General features: G+C 59.3%; 20 protein-coding genes and 3 pseudogenes. 20 read left to right on the top strand and 3 right to left on the bottom strand.

Annotated features, from left to right (window positions below; genetic code table 11):
• Window positions 1-242: DDE-type integrase/transposase/recombinase (locus FDT80_RS18665; RefSeq protein WP_246039991.1), on the top strand; the 242-nt coding region annotated here is incomplete at its 5' end.
• Between the two features lie 431 nt (window positions 243-673).
• On the opposite strand, the gene FDT80_RS18660 is transcribed toward FDT80_RS18665, so the two are convergent.
• Complete coding sequence (locus FDT80_RS18660; protein ID WP_138663843.1) at window positions 674-2,344, bottom strand: recombinase family protein; 1,671 nt, start codon at window positions 2,342-2,344, stop codon at window positions 674-676.
• Window positions 2,341-2,457, bottom strand: a complete 117-nt coding sequence (locus FDT80_RS19145) for a DUF2924 domain-containing protein (protein ID WP_246040007.1) — start codon at window positions 2,455-2,457, stop codon at window positions 2,341-2,343. Before FDT80_RS19145 ends, FDT80_RS18660 begins: the two co-directional genes overlap by 4 nt.
• Before the next feature lie 90 nt (window positions 2,458-2,547).
• On the opposite strand from FDT80_RS19145, the gene FDT80_RS19140 reads away from it, so the two are divergent.
• From FDT80_RS19140 to FDT80_RS18625, 7 genes and pseudogenes are all read left to right on the top strand, one after another.
• Window positions 2,548-2,859 (top strand): head-tail joining protein, encoded by a 312-nt coding sequence (locus tag FDT80_RS19140; protein WP_138663842.1) that lies wholly within the window; start codon window positions 2,548-2,550, stop codon window positions 2,857-2,859.
• Window positions 2,856-3,487: pseudogene (locus FDT80_RS18645) on the top strand (DUF6441 family protein). The gene FDT80_RS19140 and the pseudogene FDT80_RS18645 overlap by 4 nt, the downstream one beginning before the upstream one ends.
• A 147-nt stretch (window positions 3,488-3,634) precedes the next feature.
• A pseudogene (locus FDT80_RS19220) lies at window positions 3,635-3,787 on the top strand (phage minor head protein); the annotation flags it as partial.
• 15 nt (window positions 3,788-3,802) lie between these two features.
• The gene (locus FDT80_RS18640) at window positions 3,803-4,309 is read left to right on the top strand and encodes a hypothetical protein (RefSeq protein WP_246040006.1); all 507 of its coding nucleotides are present in this window, start codon (window positions 3,803-3,805) and stop codon (window positions 4,307-4,309) included.
• Window positions 4,310-4,365: 56 nt separating this feature from the next.
• Window positions 4,366-4,827, top strand: a complete 462-nt coding sequence (locus FDT80_RS18635) for a hypothetical protein (RefSeq protein ID WP_138663841.1) — start codon at window positions 4,366-4,368, stop codon at window positions 4,825-4,827.
• A 4-nt stretch (window positions 4,828-4,831) separates the two neighbouring features.
• Complete coding sequence (locus FDT80_RS18630; RefSeq protein WP_138663840.1) at window positions 4,832-5,251, top strand: acyl-CoA transferase; 420 nt, start codon at window positions 4,832-4,834, stop codon at window positions 5,249-5,251.
• Window positions 5,252-5,275: 24 nt separating this feature from the next.
• Window positions 5,276-5,473 (top strand): annotated as a pseudogene (locus tag FDT80_RS18625) (phage tail tube protein); the annotation flags it as partial.
• A gap of 319 nt (window positions 5,474-5,792) precedes the next feature.
• Here FDT80_RS18625 and FDT80_RS18620 read toward each other — a convergent pair.
• Window positions 5,793-7,154, bottom strand: coding sequence for an aminotransferase-like domain-containing protein (locus tag FDT80_RS18620; RefSeq protein WP_138663839.1), 1,362 nt, complete (start codon window positions 7,152-7,154; stop codon window positions 5,793-5,795).
• A 251-nt stretch (window positions 7,155-7,405) separates the two neighbouring features.
• Here FDT80_RS18620 and FDT80_RS18615 point away from each other — a divergent pair, with 251 nt between their 5' ends.
• The 12 genes from FDT80_RS18615 to FDT80_RS18560 all read left to right on the top strand — a co-directional run.
• The gene (locus FDT80_RS18615; RefSeq protein ID WP_138663838.1) at window positions 7,406-7,888 is read left to right on the top strand and encodes an MSMEG_0572/Sll0783 family nitrogen starvation response protein; all 483 of its coding nucleotides are present in this window, start codon (window positions 7,406-7,408) and stop codon (window positions 7,886-7,888) included.
• 52 nt (window positions 7,889-7,940) lie between these two features.
• Entirely contained in the window at window positions 7,941-8,906 is a 966-nt protein-coding gene (locus FDT80_RS18610) for a Nit6803 family nitrilase (protein WP_138663837.1), read from the top strand.
• A gap of 1 nt (window position 8,907) precedes the next feature.
• Entirely contained in the window at window positions 8,908-10,032 is a 1,125-nt protein-coding gene (locus FDT80_RS18605; RefSeq protein WP_138663836.1) for an MSMEG_0568 family radical SAM protein, read from the top strand.
• On the top strand, window positions 10,029-10,571 hold the full coding sequence (locus FDT80_RS18600) for an MSMEG_0567/Sll0786 family nitrogen starvation N-acetyltransferase (protein WP_138663835.1): 543 nt from the start codon (window positions 10,029-10,031) through the stop codon (window positions 10,569-10,571). The genes FDT80_RS18605 and FDT80_RS18600 overlap by 4 nt, the downstream gene beginning before the upstream one ends.
• Window positions 10,568-11,542 (top strand): sll0787 family AIR synthase-like protein, encoded by a 975-nt coding sequence (locus FDT80_RS18595; protein WP_281278409.1) that lies wholly within the window; start codon window positions 10,568-10,570, stop codon window positions 11,540-11,542. Before FDT80_RS18600 ends, FDT80_RS18595 begins: the two co-directional genes overlap by 4 nt.
• Window positions 11,535-11,813: an MSMEG_0570 family nitrogen starvation response protein gene (locus FDT80_RS18590; protein ID WP_138663833.1), complete on the top strand. Its 279-nt coding sequence runs from the start codon at window positions 11,535-11,537 to the stop codon at window positions 11,811-11,813. Before FDT80_RS18595 ends, FDT80_RS18590 begins: the two co-directional genes overlap by 8 nt.
• On the top strand, window positions 11,795-13,078 hold the full coding sequence (locus FDT80_RS18585; protein WP_170311942.1) for an MSMEG_0569 family flavin-dependent oxidoreductase: 1,284 nt from the start codon (window positions 11,795-11,797) through the stop codon (window positions 13,076-13,078). The genes FDT80_RS18590 and FDT80_RS18585 overlap by 19 nt, the downstream gene beginning before the upstream one ends.
• A gap of 246 nt (window positions 13,079-13,324) precedes the next feature.
• On the top strand, window positions 13,325-13,792 hold the full coding sequence (locus tag FDT80_RS18580; RefSeq protein WP_138663832.1) for a nuclear transport factor 2 family protein: 468 nt from the start codon (window positions 13,325-13,327) through the stop codon (window positions 13,790-13,792).
• Window positions 13,793-14,061: 269 nt separating this feature from the next.
• Window positions 14,062-14,769 carry an IS6 family transposase gene (locus FDT80_RS18575; protein ID WP_138663831.1) on the top strand — a complete coding sequence of 236 codons (708 nt, stop codon included), beginning with the start codon at window positions 14,062-14,064 and terminating at the stop codon, window positions 14,767-14,769.
• 227 nt (window positions 14,770-14,996) lie between these two features.
• A complete protein-coding gene (locus FDT80_RS18570; protein ID WP_045685554.1) occupies window positions 14,997-15,713 on the top strand; it encodes a haloacid dehalogenase type II in 717 nt (238 codons plus the stop codon).
• A 3-nt stretch (window positions 15,714-15,716) separates the two neighbouring features.
• Window positions 15,717-16,223 (top strand): glutathione S-transferase N-terminal domain-containing protein, encoded by a 507-nt coding sequence (locus FDT80_RS18565; protein WP_138663829.1) that lies wholly within the window; start codon window positions 15,717-15,719, stop codon window positions 16,221-16,223.
• Window positions 16,224-16,316: 93 nt separating this feature from the next.
• Window positions 16,317-16,960: IS6 family transposase (locus FDT80_RS18560; RefSeq protein ID WP_425472051.1), on the top strand; the 644-nt coding region annotated here is incomplete at its 3' end.

Here is a 16,960-nt window from a genome sequence, read left to right as displayed (position 1 = left end):
CCAGTCGACAGGAAACAGGCCGTTGGCAGAACAACCGGGCAGAGAATTCGCATCTACCTTTCCGACGACGGGAACGCGCGATGCTCCGCTTCCGGCAGATGCGATGTCTGCAGAAATTCGCCGCCGTTCATGCTTTTGTCTGCAACCACTTCAACCAGGAACGCCACCTCTACACACGTGACGATTTCAAGCTGAACCGCGCCGCCGCCCTCGCCGAGTGGCGCCAGCTTTGTTCGGCATAGGTTCAGACATCTGGCGGTGAACTGAGACTGGTTCGAATTGGTCTGACAGCACCGCCACGGACAATTGTCTCTTGGTCGCAATTCGGAATGGAGCGGAATTTCATTGAGAATTCCGGGAGTTGTCGTCGTGTCTTTTGATGTGAGACGCACCGCCAGAGGTCATTTTCGCGATATCACCTGCGGGTCTCACTCGGCTTGAAACGCCGGTCCGTTTTCGGCCGGCGGGGCCTTGAGCGTTTTGATTTACAGGGAATTTACAGGGAACCCAGGCGTTTTTGAGCGTTTTTGGGCAAGTCGAAACCCTATTTACATCGCGATATCATTGTTTTGGCGTCAAATTCCCTGCTTGAATCAACAGGGAAATCAATTTTGCGTATCAGGGAAACAACAGGACACGAACAGGGAGTTTTTCAAAAGAACAGGGAATGGCCTCAGTTCCTGTGTCCGAACATCTTTTCCTGCGCGTGCCAGCAGAGCGGTATGGGACGACGCACAAGGCGTTCCAGTGTGAGATCGAGCGGTTGCATGCCTTTGACAATGGCGGCCTGTAGTTTTGGCGAGAGCCCGGCGAGGGGGACAAGCCGGGCAACATAGCGACCTGTCATGCCTGCGTCCTGTGCAATGTGCTGCAGCGGTGTTCCGGAGCGCAACTTGTCGGTCCAGAGGTGGGCGTTGCGCAGGGCGCGGATCATCGTCGCATCGGGTTGTGGGCATCGGTCCGCGGCGATGATTTTGACCTCGACCCCGCGACGGCGGGCGGTGAACGGGGCATCCAGACTGAGCAGCGCCGGGTCCAGATCGACAGATCTCAGACCTGTTGCCCGCGCAATCGCATCGCCGTCGAGCCTTGCCGTGATGCGCCTCGCGCTGATCTGTCCGCTGGCGATGAGGGCCGCGGCCGCTGAAGCGCCCCCGGCCAGAATGTCTTTGGACAATCTGTGCGTGACCGCCGACGCGGCGGTTGACGTCGGCGCGTCGGCGCTGGCGAGTACCATATGGCGGGTCGCATGATCTGCGAGGTGATCCGCGATGATACTGGTAATTGTGCGCTCGATTTCTCGGGCCGGAAGGCGCCAGCCCGTCGGGTCGGTCCCGCCCGAGATCAGGCGGTTCGAGACATAGTAGCGTCGCGGTTTGCCGTGGCGCAGGGTATGTGAGGGGGTCAGCAGATCACCGGTGTCGTCGCGGAACTTGCCCTTAAGTGGCGCGGGGCCATTTGCGGGTGTCCCGGCAGGCGCACCTCTTCGCCTGGTACTGGCGGCCTGTAGCAGGGTCTGCACCTTGTCCCAAACGGCCTGATCAATGATGGCGTCATGGATACCGGGAAAGGTCTTCTCCTTGTGGCGGATCAGACCGATGTAGATCGGATTGGTCAGCAGCTTGTGGATCTGGCCGCGGCTGAAGACATTGCCGCCCTGCGTCCGGCCCGAGCGAAAGACGTGCCGTTTGGAGCGCAGGCCGCTCTCATCCGCCGCGCGGGTGACGGCATTGAGGCATTGGTGGGTGACATAAAGATCGAAAATCTGCCGCACGACCTCCGCCTCACCCTCAATTGCAACCAGTTCGCGTCGGGTAGGATCGGGATGCGGATCATAACCGATCGGGGGCACACAGCCCATCCAGAGGCCCTTCTTCTTCGAGGCGGCGATCTTGTCGCGGATGCGCTCGGCGGTCACTTCACGTTCGAACTGGGCGAAGGACAAGAGTACATTCAACGTCAGCCGACCCATTGACGAGGAGGTATTGAAGGCCTGCGTGACGGAGACAAAGGAACAGTTCGCGGCTTCCAGCCGCTCGACCAACTTGGCAAAGTCCGCAAGTGACCGGGTCAGCCGGTCGATCTTGTAGACCACCACCATGTCCACACGGCCTGCATCGATGTCGATCATCAATCGCTGCAGGGCAGGGCGCTCCAGGGTGCCGCCCGAGATGCCACCGTCGTCGTAACGGGCAGCCAGCCTCTTCCAGCCCTCGTGCTTCTGGCTGGCGATATAGGCGGCACAGGCCTCATGTTGCGCATCCAGAGAGTTGAAGTCCTGATCCAGCCCCTCCTCGGAGGATTTCCGGGTGTAGACGGCGCAGCGAACCCGGGAGGCTCTCATGTCTTTGGCTTTCCGGTCAGCCCGAAGAAGCGCGGGCCGGACCAGTGCGCGCCCGTGATCTCGCTGGCGATGGCCGAGAGTGAGCGATGTGAGTGACCTTGCCAGACCGCCACGGCGAATACGCTGATCGGCGTGGCCACCGAAGCCGTTGCTGGCGGCGCGGGTGACCTGATCGGACGGGTACGCCTGAACGCGAGTTTCTCATGACAGCGTTTGCCGCCGTTCTTGATGCGCTGTTCGCGGATCCCAACATCGGGCGAGAGGCGATCTACACCTCCGACGGCGGCGTGCCTGTACTGGTGCGCGTCGTCTCCCGGCAGGCTGATGCCATCACCGACTTCGGCGACGCGCGGCTCTGGTCGGAAACGACCCGGATCGATCTGCGCAGCGCCGAGGTTCCGACCCCGCGTCCTGGCGACCGATTGGAAATGGACGGTGACGCCTTCCTCATTCAGGGTGAGCCGGTACGGGATCGCGAGCGGCTGGTCTGGACCGTGGATCTGAGGCCCGCGTGAAGCTCAAACTCTACATCGATCCCGACATCGTGGCCATGATGGCAGCCGAGGTCGCAGCGGGCGAGCTCGCAGTGACGGCCGCCATGCGCGAGGCCGGGACTGGGCTCAAGACGGCCTGGCGCACACAGATCACTGGCGCGGGGCTCGGACGACGGCTTGCCAACTCGATCCGCAACCAGAACTTCCCGAGGTCGGGCGAAAGCCTGGATGCCGCCGCGCTGGTCTGGTCACAGGCGCCGGTCATCGTCGGCGCGCATGACACTGGCCCGCTGATCCGCTCGAAGAATGGGTTCTGGCTCGCCATCCCGCTGCCCGCCGCAGGCAAGTCCCTGCGGGGGGGGGCAGGATCACGCCCGGCGAATGGGAGCGCCGCCGTGGCCTCCGCCTGCGCTTCGTCTATCGCCGCACGGGACCGAGCCTTCTGGTGGCGGAAGGACGGCTGAACACGAAGGGTCAGGCGGTGGTGTCCCGCTCAAAGACCGGACGCGGCAAGGTCACAGCGCCAATCTTCCTGCTGGTGCCGCAGGTGAAACTGCCGAAGCGGCTGGACCTCGCGCGGGATGCAGACCGAGCGTTGGACAGCGTGCCGGGGCTGATCGTGGCGAACTGGGTGGAGGGGAAATGGTGAACGTTCTGTCTATTGCCAAAGTCTTAATCCTTTTGTGCGAAGTTGATAAAATCTTTGTCCAAGGGCACCTACATGTATATCGATCCTAACTTTTACCGTAAGGCGTTCCAAGCCTATCTCCGCAAAGGCACGCCCATCGAATAGTCGATCAAGCAGGAGCGGCCCACCACACATTACATCTGGCGCACGCGCGGGGATGACAAAGTTCGCCCGAGCCATGCCGCTAACAACGGTCGGGTTTTCGCGTGGAATGATCCTCCTGAGACGGGGCACCCCGGACAAGACTATGGCTGCCGCTGCACAGCTGAGCCATTCATGCCGTCGATCAACGAGCACATCGATATCGAAGTCGCGGATGTCGCCGATAGCGGAAACGCTTGGACCAGCCAAGACTTCGTGGATCATTACTACAATGGCGGCGGGCGCGGTGTTGCCGTTCGGGAAACCGGATATCTGCGCAACATCGTTGCGCAATACATGAGCGAGGTCGGAGAACGCATGAAAAATCACATTGCGCGGATTGCCAGAGGTCACCCGAACCGCACGTTCTCTGATGATTTTTACAACACATATGATATGACCGGGATCGTGTTCAGCATAGGTGACACAACGATTGGCGGTCGTTTTACAGGGACCTGTGTTTCCGAGTTTGGGATACTGACCGTTTCAGGTCAGTTTGAGTTCTACCTGAATGATGAATTTGCGGACCCAATTGACATCGGGATCGAGCTTTTTGGTGATCCCTATCCTATTACTGACGAGTGGACTAGAAGCTTCTCGGGTCAGGTATATGCGGATCCATCACGCAGTAGCTTCGGATGAACCTCGGGGCCCGAAACCACAGGCGCGGCGTGCTCCCCGTAGTCGCAGGCGCAATATTGCTGCCCGCTCTCATAGTAGTTCTTTGGGTTTTGGTCATTTTCAACACGAAATATCGAACATGTGTTCGCCTGGAGAACGGAGCAAACCTGGGCTATGAAGCGGTATTCGACCTGAGTAGGCCGTATTTCAAGCCCATCGCAGTTCCCCGCCTGCAAGATGGAACACCGATTGTGCGCGACAGACTATGGTCAATCAAAGTCACATCAACGACCATCTACGGCCTTTCTATGGCGCGAGCAGGAGTCGCGCACGACTATAGATTTGCCTGGCGCAGCGATGTCGGGCTCGTTCTGGAAACCGAAAATCCAGACGGCTACGAGCGTCTGGTCGCTGAAGCGGGGCACGCGAATTGGGATATTGAATACAATAATATTGGCACTGGAGCACTCTTGAATATCGTGACAAGTCGCTCCGACTTCGACGTCGGGCGATGTCCAACGACATTGATCACATGGTGATCTCATGCCCACCCCGCGCGAAACCATCCTAACCGCGCTATACGCGCGGCTATCAGCTCTGCCCGCCACCACCCTGCGAGGTGAGGTGCTGCCTGAGCGTATCCCGAGCGAGGGGCTGCTGATCCTCCGCGACGGCGAGCCGGGCGAACCGGAGGTGACGCTGTCACCGCTCGCCTACCACTACCAGCACCGGGCCGAGATCGAGGCAGTCGTGCAAGGTGCCGACCGTGACGCCGCGTTCGACACGTTGACCGTCAGCCTCGGCGCGGCGCTCGTGGCGAACCGTACCCTGGGCGGACTCTGCGACTGGGTCGAGCCGGAGGCGCCGCGGCCGGTCGATTTGGCTGTCGCGGGCGCGGCCAGCCTGAAGGCCGCGGTGATCCCGGTGGTGCTGCACTTTTCCACGGCCGATCCGCTCGGCTGATCCCGACAATTCAAGGAGAACACAATGGCACGAGCCCAGGGGGCGCGGGCGCAGATGGCGCTTGCGTTCGAGACGACCTACGGAACGCCGCCCGCCAGCGGCTTCACCCGCATGCCCTTCGCCAGCACCTCGCTCGGCGCAGAGCAGCCGCTGCTCAATTCGGAACTGCTAGGTTACGGCCGTGATCCGCTGGCGCCGATCAAGGATGGATATTCTCTGGACCTCATGACTGCGCCATTTTGGTGTTCAGCTTGTAAGTATTTGGTTCTCATGATTTTTTTTATGGATCGGAAATATGACTTCGACGTCAGTCCTTTTTGGTCAAACGGAACTAGGATCGGAACAATTGGCAGCAACTTCAGCGGTGAGGCCCGATGCGAATGCCGCAACGCAACGTTTGTCACCAAGGGCGGGAAGCAGACATTCGCTGCAGCGCAGCAGGGCGTTTTATCAACGACCAGAGCGGAAATTCGGATATCGAACTTCTGTTCGTGCGCCGGCTCTAAATAAACGTATAATTTCAAATCTAAGCCTGAAAGCTTCAGTCCGAACTCGACATGATATAGGCGAGAAGGCCCATCGCGTCGTGGAGTTGGCTTCGTTTAATCTGCCCGCCGAGACAGACTCGGATCGCTTCGGTTGGATTGCCAGAAACAGTGAAGGCGTCTGACGGCATGATCCCCACTCCTGTGCCTGCCATGCGCCCGATCATTTCGGCGCGCGTGATGCCTTCGGGCAGGTGAAGCCAGACATTGAAGGCATGTGGGGTCGATTCAAAGCGGAACCCGTTCAAGGCTTGAGAAGCTATCGCCTGACGTGCCAGCGTTTCCTCGCGGACAAAGCGGCGGATGCCGTCCGCCGTGCCGTCGATGATCCAACGTGTTGCAAGTGCCATCATCAAGGGCGAAGGCATGACCGAGATGATCTTGATCTGATGCGCCAGTTCGCGGGCAGCGTGGCTGTTGGGGGCGACGGTGTAGGCAAGGCGCAAGCCGGCACCGATACATTTGGCCAGCCCCCCAATATGCCAGACCAGATCGGGAGCGAAGCTGGCCAACGGTACCGGTGGGTGGGGCGGAATGAAGCCATATGCGTCATCCTCGATCAGTGGCAGATGGTGGGCAATAATCACGTCTGCTATGGACTGACGGCGCGCGAGTGAGATTGTCCGTGTCGTTGGGTTGTTCAAGGTCGGATTGAGATAAAGTGCCTTTGGCCGATGTTCACGGATCGCCGTGTCAAGCGCATCAATATTGATCCCATCCGCATCGCCCGGAAGGCCCACAAGGCGCAGGTTCAGCCGCGCGCAGATGCTGCGTATACCCGGATAGGTCACATCCTCGCACAACACGACATCTCCGGGCTTGGTCAGGCTCATCAGGATCGCAAGGATGGTGGGATGTGCACCGGGTGTCACTGCGATCCGGTCGAGTGACGGGACGAGGCCGCGCAGGGATAACCACGTCGATGCGGCCTCCTTGTCGATCTGGCCGCCCGTGGACGATTGGTATCGCAGCAAGTCGATCAGGTTCGCTGTGACGGTCTGCACACCTGCTTCCATCCGGGCCAGGAGCGCCCGATCGTCCGGCTCGGGAGGCAGGTTCATGGTCAGATCGACGTCAGCGTGTCGGCGCTGCTCGCGTTGGGGGTCCGCGCGTTTTGTCCCGATCACGAAGGTGCCGCGCCCGACGTGGCTGCTCACCAGTCCGCGTTGCCGCGCCTCAACATAGCCGCGTGATACGGTGGTAAAGTCGATGCCCAGCCTGTCGGCGAGCTTGCGCTGAGGTGGCAGGCGCACGCCGTCCTGAAGGGTGCCATTCGAAATCCCTTCGGCAATGGCATCGGCCAGTTGCAAGTAACGGGCGGCACCGTCGGTGCGCAGAATCGGTGTCCAGTCTTTCATCAGGCAATACTACAGGTAAAGTATGTGGGATTGAATCGCTTTGTATGGATTTTATTCAAATAACTTAGCTCAATCCTCTTCGGACTGCTAATAAAACGGCCTGCAAAGGTAAATTTTTTGCGGCTAAAGGGATTCTGCAGTCTTAATTGTATGCATAATTGACTCTAATATTGATTGGACTTCCTGGAGCGCGGCACACTGACTTTACACAAAGCGGTCAACACGGGCCGACCAGAAAAAGGGATTGATACATGCCGGCAGTCACGCAAGAAAAGCACAAGGACGGCGATTTTTTCGTCGATTACGAAGACAAGGTTTTTGAGGATGTGAAGGCAGAACCGGGCCAGAAGGCGCTTGTTACCTTCCACACCGTTGCCTTCGAGGGCTCCATCGGCCTTGTAAATATGCTCAATGCCATCCGCTTGGCCCGGAAAGGGTTCGAGACCTCCATTCTGCTTTACGGGCCTGGCGTCACGCTTGGTATCCAGCGCGGATTTCCGACACTGGGCGATGCGGCGTTTCCTGGTCACCAGAACTTTGCCGACAACCTGAAAAAGTTTATGGCAGAAGGCAGCAAAATCTACGCATGCCGCTTTGCACTCCAGGCGCTCTATGGCCACGGCGAGGCGGCGCTTCTGCCAGGGATTATCCCAATCGCGCCGCAAGATGTGTTGGATCTCAAGCTTCTGCACATCCGCGACAATGCGGTGATCGTCGATACTTGGACGCTTTAATCGACAATGCCGGGGCGACATCCGCCCCGGTTCATCCATTCGGAGAAACACAATGTCCCGTACCGTCAAAGCAGCAGCGGTCCAGATCGCACCGGATCTAACAAGTCGCGACAAGACAATGGCACTCGTGCTCGACGCGATAGATGAGGCTGCAGGAAACGGCGCGGACCTGATTGTCTTTCCAGAGACGTTTGTGCCGTTCTACCCCTATTTTTCTTTTGTCTTGCCGCCTTGCCAGCAGGGCAAACCGCATCTGCATCTTTATGATCAGGCCGTGACGGTCCCGTCAGACGATACGCGCCGGGTGGCCGAACGATGCGCCCATCATGGTGTCGTCGTCGTGCTGGGCGTGAATGAGCGCGACCATGGATCGCTCTACAATGCGCAACTGATCTTCGATGCAAATGGCACGCTGCTGCTGAAGCGGCGCAAGATTACGCCAACCTATCACGAGCGGATGGTCTGGGGCCAAGGCGACGGTGCTGGCCTGCAGGTCGTTGATACCCGCGTAGGGCGCATCGGCGCGCTGGCGTGCTGGGAGCACTACAACCCGCTCGCCCGATATGCCCTGATGACGCAGCACGAGGAAATTCATGTTGCACAGTTTCCAGGGTCACTGGTCGGGCCGATCTTTGCCGAACAGATGGAGGTGACGATGCGTCACCACGCGCTGGAATCTGGTTGTTTCGTCGTGAATGCGACGGGTTGGCTAACAGATGACCAGATCGAAAGCATCACGCCCGACATCGGCCTGCAAAAGTCCCTTCGTGACGGCTGCATGACCTGCATCGTGACCCCCGAAGGGCGTCATGTCGTGCCGCCCCTGACCAGTGGGGAAGGGATCCTCTACGGCGATCTCGACATGGCGCTGGTGACCAAGCGCAAGCGGATGATGGATTCGGTTGGCCACTATGCCCGGCCTGAACTGCTGTCCCTGCACCACAAGACCGATCTGACGCCCACACGGCACGTGAGTGCGACCGGATCCCAATTCCAGCCGATCCCATTGGAGGATTGATATGCAAGCGACCACCGGCGACCTGATCAACGACCTGCAGACCCGCGGCATGCGCCTTGTCGACCCCCGCGCCGGGGCCGATAGTCGTCGTGGCGGCGCTGGACCGACGGACCACAAGGCCGTCACCATCGGCGGCATGACCGTGATGATACCGGTCCACACCGCGACAGCATTCGAGTCCCCCTATCTGGTCGAAGCCCCAGATGCGGCAGGCAATGCGCGGATCATGAAGGACGGTGCATTCTTTGCCGACGTACAATTCCCGCAGCGGGCCAAGTTTCTCGATCTGTCCACCGCCGACGGCGTGCCTTACGGCCATATCGCCCAACTGCACGCCAAGGATGTGCTGGCGACGACGGTGCTTCAGACATGCATCCGCTATGAGAGCCGCAAGAAGACCTGCAAATTCTGCGCCATCGGTCAAAGCCTTGCTGCTGGCCGCACCATCGCCCACAAGACGCCCGCGCAACTGGCCGAAGTTGCCCGGGCCGCCGTTTTGCTGGACGGGGTCAAACACATGGTCATGACGACCGGCACTCCTGCCGGCAAGGATCGGGGTGCCAAAGTTCTGGCCGAAAGCGCCGAAGCCATCCGCGCCGCCGTCAATCTGCCGCTGCAGGCGCAATGCGAGCCGCCTGAGGATGACGCCTGGCACCGCCGCATGAAGGATGCAGGTATCGACAGTCTTGGCATGCATCTGGAGGTTGTCACGCCCGGGTTGCGTGAGCAAATCATGCCCGGCAAAGCGCAAGTCTCGCTGGAGAAATACTTCGACAGCTTCGCCGCAGCGGTAGAGGTTTTCGGTTGGGGGCAAGTCTCGACCTATATCCTTGCCGGGCTTGGTGATACGCAAGAGACGATCCTGTCAATGTGCGAACGGCTGACGGCTATAGGCGTTTATCCCTTCGTTGTGCCCTTTGTTCCCGTCACGGGCACGCCGCTGGAAAGCCATCCTGCACCAACCTCTGCCTTCATGCATGGCGTGCTTGGCCCGTTGTCGCAGATGATCGTGGATCAGGGGATGCGGGCCGAGAATATTAAGGCAGGGTGCGGACGCTGCGGGGCCTGTTCGGCCCTGTCTGCCTTCGAGAAATTCAAACAGCCTGCGCGGGAGACCGCAACATGATAATCGAACGCCCCGCAGCCTTCGTTACACCCGAATTCCTGATCCGCCTTGCGACAGAAAGCTGGGAGATCGGCGGTGCGGCCTCCTTGCGACACCGCACCTTTGTCACGGAACAGGCAATCTTTGCATCTCATGACCGAGATGCGATCGACCGAGCCGCTCTACCACTGGTGGCCGTCTCCACGATGGCGTCAGAAGCGGATGAAGTCGTGGGCACCGTGCGCATTCACGAAGAAAGCCCCGGCATCTGGTGGGGGTCGCGTTTGGCGGTTGCGCCTGATTATCGTCGTGTCGGGCGGCTGGGTGCGGAACTGATCCGCCTTGCAGTTGGCACGGCACACGCGCGCGGATGCATGACATTCCTTGCCCATGTACAGATGCAGAACGTCGCCCTGTTTGAAATGCTGAACTGGCAGCCCCTCGACCAGCAGGATCTGCACGGTCACCCGCATATGAAGATGCAGGCCGATCTGGCCGCTTACCCCCCTGTCACCGACCCCGCGCGCGGCTGGATGGCGTTGACACGGCGCGCCGCATGATAGACGTCGCTGCCCTTGCCGCGCATCTGGCCGCGCATCCGCACGTGACCGGCAAGCGCGACATTGACGTGGCTTGCGCGGCCCTTGGGTTGTCACAGAATAGTCCTGGCCGCCCGGGCGACGACGCGGCCGCGATCCCGGACGGCGACGGCTGGCAACTGATGGCGACTGAAGGGTTCATGAACGATTTCGTGGCCTCTGCCCCATGGTTCGCGGGGTGGTGCGCAGTGATGGTCAACATGAGTGACATCCTCGCCATGGGTGGTAGGCCGACTGCCGTGACAAATACGCTCTGGGCACCGGATGCCGCCACGGCGCAAGAAATTCTGCGCGGGATGAAGGATGCGTCAGAGGCCTACGGCATCCCCATCGTCGGAGGGCATACGAACCTGCGCACGGCGCAACCGCAACTTGCTGCGGCGATCTGGGGGCGGGCTAATGCGCTGATCACCAGCTTTGACGCACAACCGGGCGACGTTCTGATCGCCAGCGCCGATCTGCGTGGGGCCTATGCGGGCGATAGCAGCAACTTTCCTGCCTTTCTAAATGCGCCCCACGAGCGCCTGCGTGGCGATATGAAAATTTTGCCCGCTTTGGCCGAAGACGGTCTTGTAACTGCGGGCAAAGACATCAGTCAGGGGGGTATCGCCGGCACGGCGCTGATGCTGGCGGAATGTTCCGGCGTTGCCATCACAATCGACGCTACCCGCATCGCGCCGCCTGATGGCGACCTGACACGCTGGATGACCGCTTTTCCCAGCTTCGGCTTTCTCTTGACCGCAAAGCCCGAGAATGCAGCCGGGGTGCTATCTCGATTTCATCAGCGCGACATCGGGGCAGTCGTCATCGGTAGCGTGTCATCCGGGAGCGCCCTGACCTTGGGCGAAGGCTCGGCGCACCATCTGATCTGGAATCATGCCGCTGCTCCCTACCTCGGTCTTGCCCCGATCAAGGAGCCCGCCCATGCCTGAGACATCGTTTCGCATCCGTTGGCCTGACGGGGTGGAAGAGGACTGTTATTCCCCCTCCACCGTTATCCACGACCACCTGAAGGCGGGTCAGACCTACCGCGTGGATGACTTCGACTTGCGCAGTCGCACTGCACTCGATCTTGCCGCCCGGCGGGTCGAGGCAAAGTACGGATTCCGTTGCAGTTCTGCCGATGCACAGGCGGCAAAGCTGGCCATCGCCATCGCCCGCTACAAACCCGAGGAGACGATCAGATGTCTGACAATTCGCTAAAGTACGCGCCCCGCACCCATGTCACTACGGTCATCGTCGGTGCCGGGCAGGCAGGCATGTCCGCATCCTATTACCTGTGTCAGTCAGGTATCGATCACGTCGTGCTGGAACGTTACAAGCGGTTCCACGCGTGGAAAGAAGATCGCTGGGACAGCTTCTGCCTGGTGACGCCGAATTGGCAGTGCAAATTACCGGACTTTCCCTATCGGGGTGACGATCCGACAGGCTTCATGGTCAAGGACGAGATCATTGCGTACGTCGAAGGCTTCTGTGAGAGTTTCAATGCCCCTCTGCGCGAGGGCGTCACCGTCACGCGCGTGGAAAAGGTAAATGGTATCTTCGAGGTCGACACCGATCAGGGACTTTGGTCCGCTGACAATGTCATTATCGCGTCCGGGGGGTACGACCGCCCGATCACGCCGCCCTTCGCCAGCAAGCTGGACCCGAGCATTCCACAGATACACTCCAAGTCCTATCGTCGCCCGTCAGATATCCCGAATGGCACGTGCCTTGTCGTTGGCACCGGCCAGTCCGGCGTGCAGATGATGGAGGATATGACCATCGCCGGCCGGGACGTGAGGCTGGCTGTCGGCCCCGCACCGCGCAGCCCGCGCTGGTATCGCGGCAAGGATGCGACGGACTGGCTGCATCAAATGGGCTACTACGACATCACCATCGCGCAGCAGCCCGACCCGAAAACAACCGAGGCAAAGACGAACCACTATATGTCGGGCCGCGATGGTGGCCACGAGATCGACCTGCGCCGTTTTGCGCTGGAGGGGCTACAGATGTACGGTTCGGTCGCTGATATGGATGGGACGAAAATCCGCTTCCTGCCTGATCTGGAACGGAACCTCGACGCCGCCGACAAAAGCTATGTCGGTATCCGCACAATGATTGACGACTTCATTGTGCGTGAAGGGATCGATGCGCCGCTTGAGCGCCCATTCGAAAAAGTCTGGCGTCCGGACACCGAAATCAAGGAAATTGACGCCGCTGTTGAAGGCATCACCTCTATTCTGTGGTGCATCGGCTTTCGGCCAAACTATGACTGGCTTCAGGTCGATTGTCTTGACGCGCGTGGCCGTCCGATTCATACGCGCGGAATCTGCGATGAGGATGGCATATTCTTTCTTGGCTTAGGCTGGCTGCATACATGGGGTTCGGGCCGTTTTCTTGGCGTGGCAGAGGATGCCGCCCATGTCGCCAATACGATAGCGAACCAACTCAAACCAGCAACCAAGCGAATTAAATCTGCTGTATGATCGGGCGGTCTGAAAGCCGAAAAGCACATGTTTCATTGCGATCGTTAACAATGGCCATCGCGGGTTCTTTTATTTCATATGCCCTTTTTGTTCATCGACGAAGGGAAGTCCTTAATTGTTTCACAGTTCATGACCATCCTTGTGCGGGACTTTGAATAGCCCCTCGTTTCCTGAACACGTTCTCGTTTCGTCGCCTAAAAGCATGAACACCACCTTCGACACTTGACCCAGAAAGGATATATTCTCATGGAAACCCGCCCCCCATTGCCGCCCTTCACCCGCGACACCGCACTGCAAAAGGTTCGCCTCGCCGAAGACGGCTGGAACACACGTGACGCCGCCAAAGTCGCCACGGCCTACACGATGGACACAAAGTGGCGAAATCGTGCGACCTTTGTGAACAACCGTGAAGAGGCGGAGGCGTTCCTGACAGCAAAATGGATCCGCGAACTCGACTATCGCCTGATTAAAGAACTCTGGGCTTTTGCCGACAACCGCATCGCTGTCCGGTACGCGTATGAATGGCACGACGACAGCGGCAATTGGTTCCGGTCATATGGCAATGAAAACTGGGAATTTGCCGAAACTGGGCTGATGCTAAACCGTTTTGCAAGTATCAATGACTTGCCCATAGCCGAGGCTGACCGCAAGTTTCACTGGCCACAGGGTCGCAGGCCAGACGACCATCCGGGGCTGTCTGAATTGGGTTTATGAAACCATGACGAACGGTGGGCAGAGTTGAAGATCGGTGCTTGTCGAATGAGGGATGCGTAAAACACCAGTGCGGCCCTCACCCAATGCCGGGATGACTTACTGCGGCGCGGCATAGACAACTATCGGCGAATGTCGTGTGTGGATGGCTCCTGCATAGCAAGACATTTTTGATCTGATTTGTGCATTTGTCAGAAGCAGTCATGTGTCCGGCCGGCACTGTCAGAGCAAAATCGGTTGAGGCGGGCAGGGAGAGTAATTAGCGTCGCTGGATGACAAAACGCAGCCCCCTTCGCTACTTCAAGACGAGCCCAGAGATCATCCGCATGGCCGTTATGATGTATGTGCGGTTTCCGCTTTCGCTTCGCAATGTTGAGGATCTTTTGCACGAACGCGGCATTGAAATCAGCCATGAGACGGTTCGATTTTGGTGGAACAGATTTGGCCCGCTGTTTGCCGCAGAGATCCGCAAGAAAAGGGTCAGTCAGATGCGCGCATATTCGAACTGGCAGTGGCACCTGGACGAGGTGTTCGTGAAGATCAACGGCGAGATGCACTATCTTTGGCGGGCTGTGGATCACGAAGGGGAGGTCCTGGAAAGCTTTGTCACAAAGCGCCGTGATCGCAAGGTAGCCTTGAAATTTCTCAGGAAAACCATGAAACGCCATGGCCGCGCACATATTTTCGTTACCGACATGCTGCGTTCCTATGGCGCGGCGCTGAAGGTCATCGGCAATGTGGACAAACAGGAAACTGGCCGCTGGCTCAACAATCGAGCCGAGAACTCACACCAGCCATTTAGACGACGAGAGCGGGCTATGCTTCGATTTAGGCGGATGCGAACCTTGCAAAAATTCGTCGCCGTCCATGGCTCAGTCTACAACCATTTCAACGCGGAGCGCCATCTTCACAGCCGATCAAACTTCAAGCTGAACCGTGCTGCCGCTCTGGACGAGTGGCGCGGCCTCTGCGCAGCCTAACAGATCGAGGTTGCTGAAGAACAGAGACTGGTTCGCATTTGTCTGACAGCACCATGCAGACGCACGTTGGCGTTCGCCGCATCTGCGGCAACAACCGCATTGTTGTGATTGTGCTCAATGCTGCTACCCTATCTGAAGCGCAGATAAGCAGCGGCTCGAGTTCAGGAAACAGGGCCCCGGGTGCGACGCCGCCCCGGGCTTTCAGAAAACCGGAAAGGATAGATAAGATGCTCAACCGCCCGCAAGTCATAATCTTCGACGTCAACGAGACGCTGTTTTCCCTCGATGCAATCGGAGATCGGTTCGCAGAGGCCGGGCTCCCGGCCGAGAATGTCCAGCTCTGGTTCGCCCGGGTGCTGCGCGAGGCCTTCGCACTCGGCTGCCTCGACGCGCGCCGGCCCTTCCGGGAGATCGGCCGCGTCGAGCTTGAAGGCCTGTTAAGCGCGCACGGGGTTGCCGATATCGAGTCGACGGCAAAGCACATTTTCGATGGCTTCGAGCACCTCGATCCGTATCCGGAGGTCCCGGCGACGTTCGAGATGCTCCGGGCAGCCGGTGTGCGGATCGCCACGCTGACGAACGGGCATGCCGAGGTGACGGAGCGCCTTCTCAAGCGCAGTGGCCTCGACGGCTACGTCGAGCGCTGCCTCTCGGTTGACAACGCCGCCCGATGGAAGCCGTTCCCGGAGCCGTATCGTTTCGCCCTCGATGTCTGCGGCGTCGCTGGCTCCGAGGCCGCCATGGTCGCCGTGCACTCCTGGGATCTCGCCGGCGCGAAACGAGCCGGGCTGACGACCGGCTACGCCTCGCGGCTCGAGGGCGGATTCATTCCGTTCTACCCGGAGCCGGATGTCGCTGGCGCCGATCTCGTGGCGGTCGCGGAAGGCCTGCTGGCGTTCGGACGCGACCCCGCCCGCGCAGACGCACGCGCGGAAATGAGCTGAACCATGTTCAGGCTGATCAGCGCCACCAGCAGCCCCTACGCCCGTAAAGTTCGGATCGCCCAGACCGAAAAGGCTCTGCCGTTCGAGCTGATCACCGAGGTGCCCTGGCACAACACGACGCAAACGCCGAAGTATAACCCACTCGAGAAGCTCCCCGTCCTGCTGACGCCGGACGGGGACAGCATCTACGAGTCGAGCTACATCTTCCAATATCTGGAGCTGAAATACCCAGATCCGCCGCTTCTCCCGCCGGATATCGACGGTCTCCTCGCGGCACGCAAGCTGGAGGTTCTATGCGACGGTATCTGTGACGCCTTCGTGCTGATCTTTTTCGAGCGCATGCGTGAGAATGGCCGAAGTGCCGTTTGGCTGGAGCGGCAGCAGCGTAAGATCGATAACGGGCTGGAGGAACTGGCCCGGCTGATCGGGCCGAGGCGTTGGGCGGTCGGCGATCAGCTCGGGCTCGGCGACATAGCCACGGGAAGGTCGTGTCAGAGGAAACTGGCTTGAGACGGGCAGGGCGGTCCCGTAGCCTCCGCTCATGACGAAACGCTCTCCATTTCGCTACTTCAAACCAGTCCTGAGATCATCCGCCTGGCAGTGATGCTCTACGTTCGTTTCCCGTTGTCACTTCGAAATGTCGAAGATCTGCTGCATGAACGGGGCATCGATGTGAGCCACGAAACCATCCGTTTCTGGTGGAATAGATTTGGTCCGATGTTTGCCGCTGAAATCCGCCGCAAACGTGTCCAGAAGATGCGGTGTTACTCGAACTGGCGTTGGCATCTCGACGAGGTTTTCGTGAAGATCAACGGTGAGACGCATTACTTGTGGCGGGCCGTCGACCACGAGGGCGAGGTGCTGGAGAGCTACGTCACGAAGCGCCGGGATCGCAAGGCCGCATTGAAATTCCTCAGGAAATCAATGAAGCGGTACGGCAGTCCGGATGTGATCGTGACCGATAAGCTCCGCTCCTATGGTGCCGCGATGAAGGTCATCGGCAACTCCAGTCGACAGGAAACAGGCCGTTGGCAGAACAACCGGGCAGAGAATTCGCATCTACCTTTCCGACGACGGGAACGCGCGATGCTCCGCTTCCGGCAGATGCGATGTCTGCAGAAATTCGCCGCCGTTCATGCTTTTGTCTGCAACCACTTCAACCAGGAACGCCACCTCTACACACGTGACGATTTCAAGCTGAACCGCGCCGCCGCCCTCGCCGAGTGGCGCCAGCTTTGTTCGGCATA

This window comes from Sulfitobacter sabulilitoris (assembly GCF_005887615.1).
Classification (GTDB): domain Bacteria; phylum Pseudomonadota; class Alphaproteobacteria; order Rhodobacterales; family Rhodobacteraceae; genus Sulfitobacter_E; species Sulfitobacter_E sabulilitoris.
This window is presented reverse-complemented; position numbering and strand designations above follow the sequence as displayed.